Origin of the sequence: Bacillus weihaiensis, from assembly GCF_001889165.1 — a bacterium.
Taxonomy (GTDB): Bacteria; Bacillota; Bacilli; order Bacillales; family Bacillaceae; genus Metabacillus; species Metabacillus weihaiensis.
In genome coordinates, this window is record NZ_CP016020.1 from 2,969,485 (window position 1) to 2,987,625 (window position 18,141).

16 protein-coding genes are annotated in these 18,141 nt (G+C 36.4%); 3 read left to right on the forward strand and 13 right to left on the reverse strand.

Translation table 11 applies throughout. The features are described from left to right. Window positions 1-310: 310 nt before the first annotated feature. Both A9C19_RS14370 and A9C19_RS14375 read left to right on the forward strand, forming a co-directional pair. Complete coding sequence (locus tag A9C19_RS14370) at window positions 311-1,159, forward strand: YitT family protein (protein ID WP_072580569.1); 849 nt, start codon at window positions 311-313, stop codon at window positions 1,157-1,159. An 84-nt stretch (window positions 1,160-1,243) separates the two neighbouring features. Continuing rightward, a complete protein-coding gene (locus A9C19_RS14375) occupies window positions 1,244-1,915 on the forward strand; it encodes a GntR family transcriptional regulator (protein ID WP_072580570.1) in 672 nt (223 codons plus the stop codon). A 220-nt stretch (window positions 1,916-2,135) separates the two neighbouring features. Here the strand turns inward: A9C19_RS14375 and A9C19_RS14380 are convergent, their stop codons facing one another. Both A9C19_RS14380 and A9C19_RS14385 read right to left on the reverse strand, forming a co-directional pair. Beyond that, window positions 2,136-2,333 carry a TMEM199/VMA12 family protein gene (locus A9C19_RS14380; RefSeq protein WP_072580571.1) on the reverse strand — a complete coding sequence of 66 codons (198 nt, stop codon included), beginning with the start codon at window positions 2,331-2,333 and terminating at the stop codon, window positions 2,136-2,138. Window positions 2,334-2,532: 199 nt separating this feature from the next. Next, complete coding sequence (locus tag A9C19_RS14385; RefSeq protein WP_233499186.1) at window positions 2,533-4,401, reverse strand: alpha/beta hydrolase family protein; 1,869 nt, start codon at window positions 4,399-4,401, stop codon at window positions 2,533-2,535. 604 nt (window positions 4,402-5,005) lie between these two features. On the opposite strand from A9C19_RS14385, the gene A9C19_RS14390 reads away from it, so the two are divergent. Then, window positions 5,006-5,281, forward strand: a complete 276-nt coding sequence (locus A9C19_RS14390) for a hypothetical protein (RefSeq protein WP_072580572.1) — start codon at window positions 5,006-5,008, stop codon at window positions 5,279-5,281. Window positions 5,282-5,735: 454 nt separating this feature from the next. Here A9C19_RS14390 and A9C19_RS14395 read toward each other — a convergent pair whose 3' ends face one another. The 11 genes from A9C19_RS14395 to A9C19_RS14450 form a co-directional block, all read right to left on the reverse strand. After that, the gene (locus A9C19_RS14395) at window positions 5,736-6,782 is read right to left on the reverse strand and encodes an aldose epimerase family protein (protein ID WP_072580573.1); all 1,047 of its coding nucleotides are present in this window, start codon (window positions 6,780-6,782) and stop codon (window positions 5,736-5,738) included. Window positions 6,783-6,857: 75 nt separating this feature from the next. Further along, window positions 6,858-8,366: a UDP-glucose--hexose-1-phosphate uridylyltransferase gene (gene galT / locus A9C19_RS14400; RefSeq protein WP_072580574.1), complete on the reverse strand. Its 1,509-nt coding sequence runs from the start codon at window positions 8,364-8,366 to the stop codon at window positions 6,858-6,860. Window positions 8,367-8,381: 15 nt separating this feature from the next. After that, window positions 8,382-9,371, reverse strand: coding sequence for a UDP-glucose 4-epimerase GalE (galE, locus tag A9C19_RS14405; protein ID WP_072580575.1), 990 nt, complete (start codon window positions 9,369-9,371; stop codon window positions 8,382-8,384). Beyond that, entirely contained in the window at window positions 9,368-10,558 is a 1,191-nt protein-coding gene (locus tag A9C19_RS14410) for a galactokinase (RefSeq protein ID WP_072580576.1), read from the reverse strand. Before A9C19_RS14410 ends, galE begins: the two co-directional genes overlap by 4 nt. Window positions 10,559-10,780: 222 nt before the next feature. Continuing rightward, window positions 10,781-11,764 (reverse strand): LacI family DNA-binding transcriptional regulator, encoded by a 984-nt coding sequence (locus A9C19_RS14415; RefSeq protein ID WP_072580577.1) that lies wholly within the window; start codon window positions 11,762-11,764, stop codon window positions 10,781-10,783. A gap of 195 nt (window positions 11,765-11,959) precedes the next feature. Next, entirely contained in the window at window positions 11,960-12,427 is a 468-nt protein-coding gene (locus A9C19_RS14420) for a FixH family protein (protein ID WP_072581906.1), read from the reverse strand. A 33-nt stretch (window positions 12,428-12,460) separates the two neighbouring features. Then, window positions 12,461-13,837, reverse strand: a complete 1,377-nt coding sequence (locus tag A9C19_RS14425) for a PepSY-associated TM helix domain-containing protein (RefSeq protein ID WP_072580578.1) — start codon at window positions 13,835-13,837, stop codon at window positions 12,461-12,463. A gap of 373 nt (window positions 13,838-14,210) precedes the next feature. Further along, window positions 14,211-14,852 (reverse strand): peroxiredoxin-like family protein, encoded by a 642-nt coding sequence (locus A9C19_RS14430; protein WP_072580579.1) that lies wholly within the window; start codon window positions 14,850-14,852, stop codon window positions 14,211-14,213. Between the two features lie 767 nt (window positions 14,853-15,619). Next, entirely contained in the window at window positions 15,620-16,450 is an 831-nt protein-coding gene (gene kduI / locus A9C19_RS14440) for a 5-dehydro-4-deoxy-D-glucuronate isomerase (protein WP_072580581.1), read from the reverse strand. 18 nt (window positions 16,451-16,468) lie between these two features. Beyond that, window positions 16,469-17,224 carry a 2-dehydro-3-deoxy-D-gluconate 5-dehydrogenase KduD gene (gene kduD, locus A9C19_RS14445; protein WP_072580582.1) on the reverse strand — a complete coding sequence of 252 codons (756 nt, stop codon included), beginning with the start codon at window positions 17,222-17,224 and terminating at the stop codon, window positions 16,469-16,471. A 188-nt stretch (window positions 17,225-17,412) separates the two neighbouring features. Then, window positions 17,413-17,733, reverse strand: coding sequence for a hypothetical protein (locus A9C19_RS14450; RefSeq protein ID WP_145925799.1), 321 nt, complete (start codon window positions 17,731-17,733; stop codon window positions 17,413-17,415). Window positions 17,734-18,141: the final 408 nt, after the last annotated feature.

Consider the following 18,141-nt stretch of genomic DNA (forward strand, 5'->3'; position numbering starts at 1 on the left):
ATAAAAAGCAAATCACTTTACTTCTTGAAACTAAATTCACCTTATTCCTTATACTTAATACCGCTTAAATATTCGTGCATTCTAATTACAAGCTATTATCACTAGTTTATTTATAAGTAAGATGATAGAGAGTTCCTAATTTGTAACGATTTACAATTGAAAGCGCATCATCTTATTCTATATGAAATAATATTAAAATTTATCTACTTTTTATTATCATTTTCTATTTACAACCATGCCTATACCCATTATAATCTGTTCATTGTAGTACAACATTGTTCTACAATTTATACAACAGGAGGTTTTCATCATGTCTCGTACTCTAAAAGAATTTCTTCTTTTAAATGTTGGCTTACTTTTAGTCACGATAAATATCCATTTTTTCTTAGTACCAAATAACTTTATCATCGGGGGAATTAGCGGTCTTAGTATTATGATTCATCAATATTTCCCTAACATGCCAGTTGGCCTTATTTTATTAATTTTAGAGTTATGTTTATTTATTCTTGGGCTTATCTTATTAGGTTTTAAATTTGGGATTAAAAGCTTCTATTGTAGTGTTATGCTTTCTTTGTACATATGGTCATTCGAGGAATTTCTTCCTCTAGCTGCACCATTAAGCGACGATCGCATTATCCAACTAATCATCGGTTTATTTATCGATGCAATCGGACTTGTGTTAATTTTTAAACAGAACGCATCATCAGGTGGTACCGATATTGTGGCAATGATTTTGAATAAATTCTTCTCCATCAATGTTGGGACAGGGATTATCATCGCAGACCTTGTTATTGCGTCTGGATCTTTTTTCGTGTTTGGAATTGAAAACGGAATGTATGCAATTCTAGGAAATTTCATGTTAGGATTCTTTATTAATTTCCTCCTCACTCAAACGAATCTTTCTAAGCAAGTTATGATTATTAGCACGCAATCTGAGCTTATTAAACGATATATTGTAAAGGATTTAAGTAAAGGAGCAACCATTCAACAGGCAACAGGGGCATTTACAAATGAAGATCGCGATATCATTACCACCTATGTGGGACGAAAAGAGTTTTTAAAGCTTAAAAAATATATTTCTACTATTGACCAGAAAGCATTTGTCACGGTTCATAATACAAGTGAGATTATTGGGAACGGATTTAGAAAGCTCATGTAATCGAACTCCTAACGTATACCATTCATATCCATAAGGCATTTATGGTACTATTATGTAAAGGATAATAGAATGGCGGTATGTTTTATGAAGAAGTCAATGGAGCAATTCGTCTATACAACAATTACCGAAGCAATCGTCAAAAGGAAGCTGGCACCTGGTACGCAGCTAATTGAAATGTCTATTGCGGAACAATTGAATGTAAGTCGTACACCTGTGAGAAATGCAATTAAACGTCTCGAAAACGACGGATTCATTAATGTGATTCCAAATAGAGGAGCGTTTGTCATTCACCCTTCGTTAGAGGAAATGGCACAGGCCTATTTTATACGAAAAGAATTAGAACTCATTTCTGTCAGAGAAGGGTTTCCTCTTATGACAACTCACCATACAGACAAAATGAGCGCACTCATTCAACAGGAAAAAAAAGCACTAAACGAATCGAATATTATGGCCTACCTTGAAATTAATAAACAATTTCACATGGTCATGGCGAATGCATGTGGAAACAAGTTCTTAACGGATTACTTAGATAAAATTCTGAATCAAATTGATCTTTATTTACTAATTTACAATGCGATTCACGAATTAGAAAAAGAATTTGATACAGGCTGGGAGGAACATACGGACCTTGTTGAAGCCATTAAAACAAATGACATGGAAGCGTACCAATCGATCTTAATCAAGCATTTAGATTTTAGTCTTGAGGAATTAAAATTCAATACTATGAATTATAAGCCTTTAGCAAATTTGTTCTAATGTCTGTACTTAGCTTTATTAATCGCTCTTTTTTAAACGCTGTTCCTAGATCGTAACATCTAAACAATAAAGTCATCGCTCACACGTAATACCCTGGTAAGCTATGCTTTAAACGAACAGCCCTTTTCAATGAAACGACACAACAACAACAACAGTTTGACTATCTAATAAATAGCTCATAAAAGTAAAAGGGTCTCGGAACTTTCCGAACCCTTTTTACTTATTTTCTTTCTTCATCCTCATGTTTGTTATTCATCGAAAGAAGATAGGTAATCCCTCCAGAAAGAAGAGCACCACCAAGCGCAATCAAGATTCGAATAGACACAGCGATCTCCGAGAAGTCTTTTGCTAGTATCCATAATGATACGGCTCCAACAAATAACATAGTAGATAGTATGAGTGTTTTTTTATTATTCATGCTTCACAACCTATTCTAATATTCTTCTTTCTTCATTCTACTATAAAATAGAAAAAGAGGCTGGGACAGAAGTGCCTGGCACCTTATCGTAACGACTATATGTACGCACTAATTTATCTAGTGCACACAATAGATTGTATCGGAGGGTGCCTGGCTCTTTGTTTTGTCCCAGCCTTCTCCTCTAATTCAATAATCATTCTTAATACTGAGTTAATGTATTTGTCACCATCATGATTGTGACGATAATGGCATAAATAATACCACCAAGATACGGGTTCTTTGTAACCCTGAATATTTTTCTGGTAATAATTGCAGCAAGTGGTATAATAACAATAATTGGGAACAACCATATCCCTACAATATTAGATACATCTGTAAAATACACATCACCTTGAATAAAGAAATGTGTGTATTGAATCAGGACGATAACCGCTGCACTTAAACCATTAAAAATTGCAAGTAAACTAGTATTAACCCATTCTCTTGATTTTGAAGATGCGATAAAATTAAAGCTATTAACAGCAATTGAATTTGCAACATAGAAGATTAAAAAGAATGGTAAATATTTAAGAGCTTCTACTAATTTATCTGGAGTGAATGCTTTTATCGCAATTACCCATATTCTAAAGTCTGTTTTGAAGAAATAATCAGCTATAAACACTAAACTGTATGCTGCGCTCGATACAATAACAGCTAACACTATGGTTTTCCATAATGATTTAAGACTAATTACTACACCTACTTCACGTAAATCCAAGCCCTGACCTTTAGAGAAGAACTTATAAGATAGGAAGAGAATAACAAGCGTCACGATCCCCATGACCACTGACCAAGCTCCTATATAGAAGACAGGCGATTGCGTGAAGAATGCTGGGCGATTTTCTATGCTCCAATTATAAAGTGCTAAATAAGAGTAACCAGATATGATTGCACTTACAATTAGACCACCCCAGAACCATAGCTGTCCTTTCTTACCTTGTACGTTTGAAGCAACAGCCTCTTTTTGAGCTTTTAGAGATCTAAACGCTTCGGTAGAGAGCATAAATTTAGTAAAGGTTACAATAAACATAAAGAATCCAACTAACCCAAGGAAATTAAAGAATACTTTCCATTGCCAAACCTGACTAGAAGGTTCAATTGAATTTGGCGCACCGATTGATTCATCAAAATATTCAATCGTATCGTTTACAACATTAGCAGAGAAATGATTCCAAGGATGAATTTGGTTTGGTGTATAAATGACTCTTAGAGCCTCGACACCATCTATTGATTGCTTATAGAAAGTAGATTGATCACGTGTTTCTTCCTCACTAGGATCAATACCAAAATTCAAAAATGATTGTGCATATTCTGTATGAATATACTCACGTGGAGGAGTTACAGTACCATCTTCTTGTAAGCTACGGAAGAAGAATTCATCATATTGCGCAGCAATAATACCGACATCTCTCGTTCCATAGACATTCGCATATTGCTGTTCATCATTTCGTAAAGACCAATATAGCGGTTCACCCGGGTCATTAGTATACATTGCATCGTTTGCAATAAGCAAAGCAGATGAAATTAATTGATCCTCAATTGGCTTTTTATTATCTTCTAAAATTGACCAGTTTGCAGCTCTTGCGCCATTTGAATGTCCTGTTACCGCAATATTTTCTTTATCAACATAAGGAAGATCTGCCATCAACTCGACCGCATCATACATACCTGTGCCACGATTTTGCCACTCTGTTGCTGCGATTGCATCAGAATTCCCATGACCATACATATCAATCGAGATCACGACATAACCACGTCTCGACAATTCTACATAATTTAAATCTTGCATTTCACGGTTATTGTACCAGCCATGACTTGTCACGATACCGGGTGCTGGATTCTCCTTTGTTACTCCATAAGGTACAAACAATAAAGCACTCATTAAATGACCAGATGGTGTTTCCCAACGTAAATCTTTTACCGTTACTTTTCCACCAGAAGTTTGTACGAATGATGCTCCAATCATACTGACCAAACATAAAATTAATGCAAAAACTAGAAACTTTGAATTTTTACTGATTCCTTTCAAAGTAAAATCCCCCTCTTATTCTATTTTTTTATAACGGATTCCCAACTCTTCCCCCTTTCAATCATTGTATTTTTTGTGTAAGCGCTTTATTCATACTACAAGAGACCTTCTTTCCTATACACTGACACAAGGTAAGAAAAGTTACCTTTTCATTTTTATAAAAAAAAGAGAGCATACGAAGCAATTCTAGATAGGACTAGAATTTGAAACGTGTGCTCTCTTTTCTCCACCACTAATCATTAACTTATTTAATACGTTAACACAAAGGTGTAAACGGTGTCAAAGGATATGATCTTTATTAGGACATTATTCTTAAACGATACTGCAATACAATAAATGCTGCTCACCTTATACTTAGGGTGGAATATCCGTCACTACGGATTTTTTTAAGGAAAGCAACAATCTATACGAAAAACAGCCTTTAGATATAAAATACAATCAAAAAAACCTTAATTATTTATTATGATCAAAGGAAACATCTCTTCCATTCTCACGAATAAAGAAAGTTTGCTAGAGGTCAAAGTTTATTTTATACTCTCACTCTCTATATAAGGGCTTTTCTCCATGCAAGGATCAGAGAATTTTTTATGAAGTTGATATAAATATGTTATTTGAATTGAACTCTCTAATTGATAAAACTAGAGTTTGTGATAACGCGATAAAAGCTGTTGTATTAAGGTATAAGGCAGATAATAAGGCTTTAAACACGCTAAGCGTTAATAGGAATGAAAGTGATAAAGAAGTGATATCTCAAGTTGAGGTTAAGGAGGTAAAAGAAATTGTGCGTCAGCAGAATGAATTGCTACAGGAATTAATGAAAAAGATGGATCAGCAACAGAAGTACATAGAAGAACGATTGGAAAAACAAGGGGAACGTTAGGAGAGTAATATCAAAAAGGATATTTCGAAGGTTATTTTGAAAATAAATAATCTTACTTTTAAAAAAAGATCCCACACACTTTAAATTATTAATTAGAGTGTGGGGGAGTTGGGAATTTATTTATTTTTATCTATAAATGAAAACAAAAACTCTCTTATTATCAATATAAGTAAAGCTCCAATACTTACATAGATAACGTCAGGAAATTCAGGGTTAAACAGAAAATATACTAATCCAAAAAGAATAGATAAAACTAGTAATGAAACTATTTTAGTCATAAGACCTCTCCTTTTTTTGGAACAATGTTGCTTTTTTCCACCGATATACTAGAATTAAATATGTAAATAAATTCAAAATATTAACAAGAGGTGGAATTAGAAATGCAGAGTATATTGACAAAGATTATAGTAACACTAGTATCTATCAAATTAATTAATGCAAAATTGCAATCCTTTTATCTACCCTTAAATGCATAAACAGTAGACGTGTGATAGCGTTCTCCCTTATTTAAAATAATAGAAGGAAATTCAGGATGATGAATAGCGTCAGGTAACCCTTGTGTCTCAAGGCAAACGCCTAAGTATTTACGTGAAGGATGACCATAAAAACTGTACTCGTCGCTGAGATGGTTGGCTGTATAAAGAACAACAGAGGGTTGATCCGTTTTGATTTTCACTTCACGTCCACTCTCTTCATCATATAATGAAATAGTAAAATTACAATCATCTTGTAATAGAAAAGGATGATCATACCCATTCCCAGCAAGCTGATTCTGCTCATGAGTGGAAGCTACACCATCTTGAAGCTTTCTCCCATTTCGAAAATCAAACGGAGTACCAGTGACATGCAGTTTCTTACCTGTAGGTAATGATTCATGATCTAACTCAAGGAATTGATCGCTTTCCATTTGCAAAGTATGTGAAAGTACATCTCGCTTACTATTTCCACTAAGGTTAAAATACGTATGATTTGTTGGATTAAGAATCGTCTTCTTGTCCGATTGTCCATTATAATCAATCTTTAGTTCATTCTCATTCGTTAAGGAATATGTCACTTTTAGTTGAAGATTACCTGGATACCCTGCTTCCCCGTCTTTACTTACATAAGAGAAAACTACGGCTACACAGTCCTTTTCTTCGACAGTTTTTGCCTCCCACACTTTATGGCTAAATCCTTCGTTACCTCCGTGGAGATGATTATTGGCATCATTTTGATCGAGCGTGTATGTTTTATCATCCAATTGAAAAGATGCGCCTTTAATTCTTCCTGCTACTCGACCGACAACAGCTCCAAAGTATGGTGCATTCACCTGATATTCCTCTAAAGAGGATAAACCAAGAACAATGTTCTCATGTTGCCCTTGTTTATCTGGCATCATTATTTCGGTTACGATACAGCCATAGTTAAGGATTGCTACTTCTAGGCCCTTATCATTTTTGAGTCGATATTGATAAATGGTTTGTTCTTGTATATGTCCATATTCTGTTTTTGTAATATTCACTTACATCACTCCTTTATAAAAGAAGTTGAAAGGTACATCCCTTCAACTTCTTACCACTTTATAGTATTCCAAGCTTTAATTGCTCGCTAAATATTCAGTAAAACGCTTAAAGGCCGATAAACCAGCTTCATCACGCTTAAACACACCCGCATCTTCAAGAACTCGTAGGAATTTCTTCCCGACCTCTTTCTCAACAATATCAGCAACTGTCTCTTTTGTTAAGTTCTTTTGATAATGCTGTTTCAGATCATCTGCCCAGCTCTTATGATAAGCAGGTACTTCGTTTGTTCCATCCACTAAATATGCTTCAACGCTCTTTAACTCCGTTTGCAATCGGGCAGGTAAAACAGCTAAGCCCATCACTTCGATTAGCCCGATATTTTCTTTTTTAATATGATGCACATCTTCATGAGGGTGAAAAATTCCAAGTGGATATTCCTCTGTCGTACGATTGTTTCGTAACACTAAATCTATCTCAAATTCCCCATCTCTCATTCTAGCGATAGGTGTAATTGTATTGTGAGGGATCTCACCAGAATAAGCTTCAATCTCTACTGTTGGGTCTGAATATTCCTTCCAAGTATCTAGCACCTTAGTAGCAGCAGCTATGAGCTGTTCTTTATTGGTCCCCTTCAGACGAATAACAGACATCGGCCACTTAACCGTTGCAGCACGCACTTTTGGAAATTCATTTATTGAAAAAAGGATTTCCTCTTTTGCCTTCGCCATGGCAAATTCATAGTTTCCACCTTGATAATGGTCATGCGTTAGGATTGAACCACCTACGATTGGTAAATCCGCATTCGAACCAATAAAGTAGTGTGGAAATTTTTCGACGAATTCTATTAAACGCTCAAAGCCTTCTTTGCTTATTTTCATATCACGATGCTCTGTTGAAAGAAGGATACAATGCTCATTGTAATAAACGTACGGCGAGTATTGAAGGGCCCACTCTTCTTTTCCTAACTCCATTCGAATCACACGATGATTCGAACGTGCTGGGTGACCAATCCTTCCCGCATACCCTTCATTCTCCACACATAGTAAGCACTTAGGATAATGACTTGTCGGCTTTTTCATTTCTTTTTCTAATGCTATTTGCTTTGGATCCTTTTCAGGCTTTGACAGATTAATGGTGATATCTAGTTCACCATATTTAGTATCCACTTTATAGCTAATATTCTTTGCAATTCGCTTCGTTTGAATGTAATTACTGTCCTGACTTAGCTTATAAAAATACTCCGTTGCTTTCTTCGGACTAGCTTTATAGTTATCATAAAAAGCAGCATTAACATCAGAAGGTCTTGGCATAAAAACGTTCATGATTTTACTTGCAACAATTTCTCTTTCATCAAGTATATCTGGAATAAGTTCCATTTCAACTGCATAATCAACTAGCTTCTCAACTAGGTCGGGTATATCTAGGGTCTGTTCTTGTTCAAGAGATGCTCCTTCTTTGAAATCAACAAGTTTAAAGATTTCCATCAATTGATTCCGTGAATAAAGCTCATCTAAAGATGAAATTAATTGTGCATCAATCGCCTTTTGAACGAGTTGCTGTATGGTTGAAATTACCTCAGTCATAAGAATCAGTTCCCCCTATTTTTTATAACCATTTGGATTTGCTTTATGCCAATTCCATGCATCTTGGATAATTTGTTCAATTGACGTACGAGTTGGAGTCCAGCCGAGTACATTCTGTGCTTTTTGAGAAGAAGCGATAAGCTTTGTTGGATCTCCCGCTCTTCTTTCAACTGTTTTTGCAGGGATGTCGTGTCCTGTTACTTTTCGTGCTGCATCAATAATTTCTTTCACCGTGAAGCCTTGATTTGAACCAAGGTTAAATACCTGGCTATCTCCACCTTGTTTAAGATAGGTAAGAGCTAGAATATGGGCGTTAATTAAATCCTCTACGTGGATATAATCTCGGATACACGTTCCATCCTTTGTGTCATAGTCTTCACCAAAAATGGATATTTTCTCACGTTGACCTAATGCCACTTGAAGAACAACAGGAATTAAATGTGTTTCTGGATCATGATCCTCACCGATTTCACCAGTTGATCTAGCTCCTGCCACATTAAAATAACGAAGGGAAACAAATTTTAAATCATGCGCTGTATCACACCATTTCATCATTTTTTCCATTGTTAATTTTGTCTCACCGTACGCATTCGTTGGAGTTGTGTCCATTTCCTCTGTAATTGGCATAATTTCCTGCTCCCCATAGGTCGCAGCTGTTGAAGAGAATACAATGTTTTTCACTCCAAACTCAATCATGACATCAAGTAGAACTTGTGTACCATACACATTGTTATCAAAATATTTAATTGGATTCGTCATCGATTCACCAACTAAAGAGCTTGCCGCAAAGTGAATAACACCATTGATTTGTTCTTTTGCAAACACACTTTGTAAAAATGCTTTATCACGAATATCACCTTGATAAAAAGTCGCTTTTGGATGAATGGCATCCTCATGACCTGTCAAAAGATTATCTACTACGACTACGTCTTCATCCTGATCAATTAATTGATACACAGCATGTGAACCAATATATCCTGCTCCACCTAAAACTAATATACTCATCGTGATTCCTCCAATTTTAATTCTTTAGTCCCGTCTCCAATACTCGCCACATAGAAGGTTGCTTCATAGCCAATTTGCTCCGCATATTTTCTCCCAACAGCTTCAATAAACGCTTGAACCTTCTCTGTTTCAACAATGGCAATGGCACAACCGCCAAAACCAGCACCTGTCATTCTTGCTCCAATAACGCCATCTTGCTCCCAAGCAGCTTCAGCAAGGGCATCTAGCTCGGTTCCTGTCACCTCGTAATCATCACGTAATGAATAATGCGATTCATTCATAAGCTGACCGAATACGTTTAACTCCCCGTTGTTTAATGCTTTAAAGGCTTTAAAGGTCCTTTGGTTCTCATACACTGCATGCTTTGCTCTTTTTTCTAAAATGTCATCTCCAATAAGGTGACGATTCTCTTCAAATTGCTCTTCCGTTAAATCTCCTAATGATTCAATTGAAAGCTTTTGCTGTAGACGCTCAAGGGCTGTCTCACATTCTTTACGTCTTTCATTGTATTTAGAATCCGCTAGCTCACGTCGTTTGTTTGTATTCATAATAATAATTTGATAGTCATCTAGCTTTAGTGGTGAATATTCATATTCTAATGTTTGACAATTAAGAAGGATTCCACAATCCTCCTTACCCATACCAATTGCGAACTGATCCATAATGCCACTATTCACACCAATAAATTGATTTTCTACTTTTTGACCAAGCTTCACAAGATCTAATCTCTCACTATGAAGGTCAAACATTTCTGTGACAATCACACCTACTAACATCTCAAGTGATGCTGAGGAAGAAAGCCCTGCTCCATTAGGAATATTCCCTTCAATAAGAAGATCAAAGCCATGAGGTAGCTTGGCGGTAGATTCTTGTAAATAACGAATCATCCCCTTCGCATAGTTCCCCCATCCATCTGACTTTTGAAAATCTAATTCATCTAATGAAAATTGAATAATCCCTTGATCTTCAAAGTTCAAAGAATAGAGCTGAATAAGCTGGTCATTTCTTTTTCTTGCCACACCGTATGTTCCATACGTAATGGCACATGGAAATACATGACCACCATTGTAGTCAGTATGTTCACCAATTAAATTAATTCGTCCTGGTGAAAAAAATAGTCTCGTTGAATTTGTCTCATCTTTATGAAATATTTCATGAAATTTTGTTAGTAGTGTTTGTTCGTTCATTTCTAATTCCCCCAATATTTAATCCTATGAGTGGTAGCCATTTGTAAATTATTTTAACGCTTACATCTATAAGATCCTTCATCATTCTGTTACCTTCATTGTATTTCACACATAAAAATTAGGCAATAGTTTTAGTAAAGTTTTATTAATTAATTTTACTAAAATTAATTAATAAAAAACAGCCAAGATAATCGACTGTTCGAAAATCCTGGCTGTCTTTTTTTAACTACTTTCCCTAATCACTAAACTAGTAGAAAGTACAATTTTCTTAGTGATTTCCCGATCATTCCATCTTTCCACCAATAAATCCACTGCTTCTTTCCCCATTCTATCCGTATACACTTTCACTGTACTTAAAGGTGGGTATACATATTTGGAGACACTCAAATCATTCACACCGATAATCCCTACATCCTTCGGTACTGAAATCTTCGCATCATGTAGAGCTTTTAATGCTCCTATTGCCATCGAGTCATTTCCTAGAAAAAAAGCGGTAGGCAAATAATTTTGATGTTCCCTTAACGCTTTTTCCATCAAATTATATCCATCCAAAACTGTAAAGCTCCCTATATAGACAATAGAAGGATCAAATAAATCTTTTGCTCTTAAATACCTTTCATAGCTTACACTTCGTGGATCTTCAATTAACGAGGTCTGATCCTTATAAGCTTCTCTACCACCAATATATCCAATTCGTGTATGTCCTTTATCATAAAAATACTGCAGTACATTTTCAGTTGCTCTCGAGAAATTACTAATAACCGAATCAAACTGATCTTCATCTGGAGAACAATCCACAAACACAATATGAGGAGAAAGCTTCTTTAATTCATTCGCCTGCTTCACACTAAATTTACCAATGGCGATAATACCGTTTACTTCATCCACATGTTTTAAATCATTCATGGTTATTTGAATTGTCTCAATCTGCCTCTCATCGCAGCGTTCTCTTACACCCTGCTGAATGGAATGATAATACATATCCTCAAGCTCTTCTTCCTCTGTATACCAGTTAACAACAGCTAGCTTATAGGAGTTGACCGTTCGACGACCTGTTTTCTTTCTATACTTTAACTCTTCTGATACATCTAAGATTTTCTGCTTTGTTTCTTGGCTCACAGACAGAGAAGGATCTTGATTTAGCACCCTTGATACCGTTGCAATTGAAACTCCCGCCTTTTCTGCTATGTCTTTAATCGTTGCCATAACGTCTCCTTTATTTACCCTCGAAGATTTTAATGTTTTTCTTATCATATCATATGTTTTAGTGAAATTTTACTAAGAGGAGAATTTAAATCTAGTAAAAGCTCTTATCCCTATTCTCTTTAGTAAAAACCACCATTATTTACTAAAAAAAAGAGCAAAAGTGATTTTCTCACCTTTACTCTTTTTCTATCAATCTTAGTGATGATGCTCTCCACCAGATTCCTCTTCTCCTGTACCTTCCTGCAGGAATTCTACTTCAGCTTTTGATAATTCTCCAACAATAAATTGCTTTTTCGGCATGATAATGGAATCTTCATAACCTGCATGAACTTTTACAAAATATAAGCCTTCTTCATCTAGTTTCTTAGTTAGCTCAAACAAGCCATTTCCTACACTATTTCCTTCTACCATGTCATATGTGACGGAATGATCGTATTTCCAGATTTCAAAATGGACATACTCTGGTGAATCAATCTTTGTTTCACCTTGTGTCAAGCTCACTTGAAAGAGTGTTTCTTTCTCTGTTGTAATCGTCTCAGGTAATATGATATCTGCTACTAACGGGTTTTCTTCCTTATATTTTTCTTCCGTATTCTCGTTCACTTCGAGAGAACACGCACTCATTGTAAGAAAGACGACAAAGAGTAACGATAGTGATGTCATTTTTTTCACAAGCCTGCTTCCTTTCTCCGCCAATTATGCGTTAAAAAATCTTTTAAAGAATGGGATTCTTTTAATAACGATTAAATCTAGTAGCCATACAGCTAAAATGGATAGACCGACTAGTGGAAATAGGAAACTTAACACAACGATAATAAATAGAAATGGTCCCATTTTGAACATTCTAGGTGCCTTTGGTGCTCCCATTTCTTGTTTTGGTTTACGCTTTAACCACAAATAAAATCCGCTAGCCACTATAAGGATAATCCCTAGACATATGAAAAGACTGATTAGCTGATTAAATAAGCCAAACTGAGTTCCTTTATGTAAGGTAATCCCCAGTGCTACTGCCTTCCCAACAGCTCCATAATTATCAAATCTATAATCAGCTAAAACTGCACCAGAGTATTGATCAAGATGAATGGTTGCTTCATCCTCTGCTTTAGGTGGGTAAGCTGACAGGGTATACACGCCTTCTTTCTCACTCGGAATACTAATAGCATATGTCGGATGCATTCCTTCCCGATTCGCAATTTCAACTACTTCATCAATTGAAAGTGGGACAAATCCTTGTAGATCAGACTTAGGTACATCCAATGTTTCTGCAGCCCACGGTACTTCAGCTACATCCTTTGTTTGAACTATCGATGTCGGCGCACTTCCTCCCCAAATAGATGGTGGATAGCCTACACCAGCATTTGTTGCAAGAGATTGAAAATTACTTCCCCAAAAACCTGACCATGGTAAGCCAGTTAAGATTAGAAATAGCATTCCTGCTGAAATCCAAACCGCTGGCACAGCATGTAAATCTCTTAAAAAGACCTTTTTCCCTTTGTTCACCCTTGGAATTAACACACCTGAGAGATCTTTTTTCTTTCTCGGAAACCACAAGTAAAGACCTGTAACAATCAGAACAATTGCCCAACAAGCAGCTAACTCCACTATTCTGTCACCAAGTGTTCCCGCCATTAATTCCCCATGAATCTCTTCAATTTTGTTCATAATTTTATCTTCACTATTTAATTCTCCAATAATTTTTCCTGTATAAGGATCGACAAACACTGTCAATGAATCTTCATTATTAATAATGGAGAATTCACTCGATCTTGTATCTGAATCTCCCGGTCGATACCTTTTAACCATTGCGTCAGGATACTCCGCCTTTACATTATTTAGCTGTTGAGTAGCTGAGATTTTTTCCCCTTGTTCCTGCACTTCATAATATTCTTGATAAAGAATATTCTCAATTTGTGGCTTAAAAAGATAAACCGCCCCAGTAATTGAAAGAATAATAAGAAACGGGGCAAAGATAATCCCAGCATAAAAATGCCAACGCCAAATCGTTTTATAAATGGATTGACTTTGTTTCTTCTCTACTTTGTTTTTATTTTTAGATCCTTCTGTCACTGTCATATGCTCCTTTTATTGTTATCTGTTATGAATAATAGGATTATAGATGGTATTTGTGAGGAAAGAATGAAGTTTACTAGATTAGGTATAAAAAAATGATAGAGAGGGGCTCAATCGGATATTTTCGGTTTTAGCTAGTTTATTTTCGAATTTACCACCTTTATTCACGCTTTCACTATGTTTATTTTCGAAAAAACGCTATGTATTAACTTTTCGACAAAAATCAACATTAATAATAGAGGCTGGGACAAATCAAAGAGCCAGGCACCCTCCGATACAATCTATTGTATGCACTAGATAAATTAGTGCGTACATATAGTCGTTACGATAAGGTGCCAGGCACTTCTGTCCCAGCCTCGCGTCATCAAACTTACTATTACATATTCTTTACGATTTCAATTACTTTAGCTGGCTCAACACGTTTTGTATAATCAGAATCTACATCTGCAAACACAATGCTTCCTGATTGATCAACAACAAACGTAGCAGGCTTAGGTAATTCCCAATCCGCATTTCCGTTATGTGCTTCAACATCTAAACCTGACTCTTTATAAATATCAATTAAGTAATCCGGCATTTTAAATACAAGATTAAATTGCTCCGCTACTTTATTGTCTTCATCGCTAAGAACGATAAATTCTAGGTCATTCTTTTCCTTTGTTGTCATTGAAGCATCAGGCTGTTCAGGACTAATTGCTATTAAGGTAGCACCAGCCTCTTTAATTGCTTCAAGCTCACGTTGATACGCTTTTAACTCTAAATTACAGTAAGGGCACCAGCCACCACGGTAAAAAGTTAAAATAACAGGACCTTTTGCAAGCTCATCTTTAATGGAAACTGTTTCTCCTGTTGCAGAAGGAAGCTGAAAATTGGGAATTTTCTCCCCCTGTTTTAGCCCTTGCGCAACTCCTGATTCTTCTAATTCCTTTGTTGCTTGTGCCATTAATTTTTGTTTTTCCTCTGGTGCTTTTTGCTTGAATGCTTCTTTGTAAGCAGCTATATCATTAAGTAGTGTCATCGTTATATTTCCTCCTTTTTTTATTCATCTACCATCCTATCAAGTATCGAGATAAATTTCATTTATTTTGCTTAGCTAACTAACTAATCGCAGACGAAGCGTCTACTACTATTCACGAGTCGTCCTACGATACGTGGGCAATAAGAATAAAAATAAAAAATAAAAAGAATAAGATATTTACCCATGACAATTGGTAGGTAAAAGGATCAACCTCCTACTAATTTATACATTTCTGTCTACGTTTTATCGATTACGCTACTCTTCCCATATCATCGTCTATTTATCATATGAAGGACAAAGATGTCAAATTTCTTTGACTGGTTCTGGGTCAAAAACCAAAAAAAGCTAATGAGTACTAGTAGAAAAAATAAGAAGGTGTTAATCAGTATGATTCTTTTTAATAATAACTCGAATACGCATCCAAAACTCTTATCCAAACAAAAGGGATTAGGCTTCAAACAAACTCTATTCCTAAGTAATATTCACCTTAAAGAATATAGTCATCATTCATCCCTCCAAGCGCTGCTCTCCCTATACATACAGAAGAACCTTGTACCCCGCTGAAACATCCGGCACTTGGGACTTTTTTTTAGGAAAGCAACAACTATGTGAAAACAGCCTTTATTCATGTTAACAGTAATAAAAATTAACCTTTTCTACATCTAAATCTCGAGTATCCTATGAACGTAAAATAAGCAGAAAGGGTACACATAGTATCTCTTCTGCTCACTCACCTTTATTAACCTATAACCTTTGACACTTAAAAACTACTTTAATTCATCCATACTTACCGCGTCCATATCGGTAAACGTATAGTTCTCTCCAGCCATCGCCCAAATAAAGGTATAGTTGCTCGTACCAACACCTGAATGGATGGACCATGGTGGGGAAAGAACGGCCTGTTCATTCTTGACAAGTAAATGACGAGTTTCGTTTGGTTGACCCATGAAATGAAAGACCCTTGAATTTTCATCCATATCAAAATAGAGATACACTTCCATACGTCGATCATGAAGATGGGCAGGCATAGTATTCCACATATTATTCGGCTCTAAAAGTGTCATGCCCATCATTAATTGACAGCTTTGAATCCCATCGGCATGAATATATTTATAAATCGTCCGTTTATTTGACTCACTATCGGCCCCTAAATGTGTAGGCTCCGCATCCTCAATTGGTGCTTTTTTCGTAGGATATTGTTTATGAGCTGGAGTGGAAACAAGGTAAAACTTCGCAGGATTCTCTGCATTTGCGCTTTCAAATACTACCTCTTCATTCCCAAGTCCCACGTATAAGCAATCTCTCTTATTAAGTGTGTAGGATTTCCCGTCAACTACCACATTACCTTCTGCCCCAATGTTAATAATGCCTACTTCACGTCTTTCTAGGAAGTAGTTTGTTTTAAGAGAATCCTGGTCTTCTAATTTAAGAGGTTGACTAGTTGGAATAGCTCCACCTGTTACAACACGATCATAATGAGAATAGGTCATTTTCAGTTCACCTTGAACAAATAAAGACTCTATTAAAAAGTCATGTCTTAGGCTCTCTGTCGTATATGATTTAAAATCTGTTGGATTTGTCGCATGTCTAATTTCCATTTCATTTACCCCTTTCCATTATGAACTCATCCATCCGCCATCTACACATAAAATATGTCCATTTACATAGCTACCTGCGTTAGAAGCCAAAAAGATAACGGCTCCTTTTAAATCCTCTGGAGTCCCCCAACGACCTTGCGGAATTCTTGAAGTGATATATTCATTTCGCTCTTTGTTTGCTCTTAGCTGACTTGTATTATCCGTCTCCATATATCCAGGCGCGATAGCGTTTACATTAATTCCCCTACTTGACCACTCATTAGCTAATGATTTCGTTAAGCCTGCAACTGCGTGTTTACTAGCTGTGTAGGCTGGTACCCTTAATCCACCCTGGAATGACAGCATAGAGGCCACGTTAATGATTCTTCCAGATTCATGCTCAAGCATATGCTTCCCTACTTCTCTACAGAGCTGAAACACAGAATGCTGATTAACCTTAATCACTTCATACCAATCATCATCTGAAAAATTCTCTGCATTCTCACGTCGAATAATGCCCGCGTTATTTACTAAGATATCAATCTTATTTGTTACCTCTAACGCCTCTGAAACTAGTTGTTTAGCAGCTTGCTCCCTGGATAGATCCACTTTTAGATCATGAAAGGTTCCACCAATTTCTTCAATCTTTTGACGTGTTTCTGACATATCACTCATACCAGCTCCAATGACAGTTGCACCAGCTTCTGCTAGCCCAACCGCCATCCCTTGGCCTAAGCCCCGACTGGCACCAGTTAAAAGCGCTACTTTTCCTTCTAAAGAAAAAAGTGATTGCATACTCTACCTCCCCTTTCCACCACTATGTACTTTAATGTTCATTTTTGTTCGTTATAGTTTGATTATACCATAGATAAGCAAAATGACAATGTGCTAGTCACTTATTTTTGCAAAATGACGTTTCACTACTTTCTTTTCTCAGAATTTGCTTTAATTTAATATGAATGGGAAACATATAGGTATTCGCTCTATGCGAAACTTGTTGAAAGAACCCGAATCGCGGATAGGGCTCCCGGAATCGCGGATAGAACCCTCATAATCGCGGATAGAACCCTCATAATCGCGGATAGAGCACTCATAATCGCGGATAGAGCACCCTTAATCGCGGATAGAGCACCCTTAATCGCGGATAGGGCACCGGGAATCGCGGATAGAACTCCCTTAATCGCGGATAGAGCCCCCTTAATCGCGGATAGAACACCCTTAATCGTGGATAGAGCTCCCTTAATCGCGGATAGAGCCCCCATTATCGCGGATAGAGCTCCCAAAACAGTGAAACGAACTCGCATTTAACGCTAAAAGCCCTAACTAAGAAAGTTAATGACATCTATAGACTTAAAGAGGATCATTTCATCATATCTTTGACCAGAAACGCAGTAAAAAAGGGATAATTTGTCCATTTCAAAGGCTGTCTTCTACTATGTTGTTGCTTTTTATTAAATTCCCATGCGAAAATGATCGATATGTACGTTTTCATTCCTTCATTGGTATTCCATTGAGATTTCCTCCGCTGTTGGAATGCAGTCCTATCTTTGTATCTTTGCCTAAGCATATGACACCCACTCCGATCGTAAAAATAACCGCTATTGATCTTATCAACAGCGGTTCCATATAAGTTTCTTAAAAATCTAAGACATGCCTTCTCCAATTATTTTTCAGTGCCAGTCTAGTAGTTCCTTCGCTTTTATCTACTAAGA